The sequence below is a fragment of the Pedobacter sp. 01N416 genome, assembly GCF_056399685.1.
On record NZ_JBFTRT010001065.1, the window covers coordinates 1 to 530 of the forward strand.

1 protein-coding gene is annotated in these 530 nt (G+C 38.5%); it reads left to right on the top strand.

Features of this window, described 5'->3' with window-relative positions; genetic code table 11:
* Positions 1-484 (top strand): beta galactosidase jelly roll domain-containing protein (locus tag AC1DND_RS29255; RefSeq protein ID WP_477586529.1); only part of this gene is annotated, 484 nt, incomplete at its 5' end.
* Between the last annotated feature and the right edge of the window lie 46 nt (positions 485-530).

Sequence of the window (530 nt, forward strand, 5' to 3'; positions counted from 1 at the left end):
GTGTGGTATACGCAATGCTGGTTATAGCGATACAGTTAACAATATACAAAAGGCCATTAGTTGGCAGATAGCTACCGATTTAGCTGGCATTAAAAATCATTTTATTTCACCCGGTTATAATGACCGTTCCTGGGAAGAGATAAAATTAGATACCACATTTAAAGTTGCCCGAAAAGGAAATAACATACAACCAAAAGGAAAACAAAATGCTTTATTTACCTGGTACAGAACTGAATTTGAACTTTCTAAATCCCTTAACAGGGAGGCTTTGTCCCGTTTATTGATCAATGCCTCTGGCAATGGCTTTATTTACCTTAACGGGCACAATATAGGCCGTTATTGGGAGGCTGGTCCGCAACGTGAATTTTATTTACCAGAGTGCTGGCTCCATCTTGGAAAAAACAAAAAAAATGTGATCACCCTGGGCTTACAACAAACCATCAACGGGGCGGAAATCAGGGGAATGACCATTTCACAATATTAAAAAAGATTTATGAACAATATAAAAGGCAAAGTACAGACCCTATTCC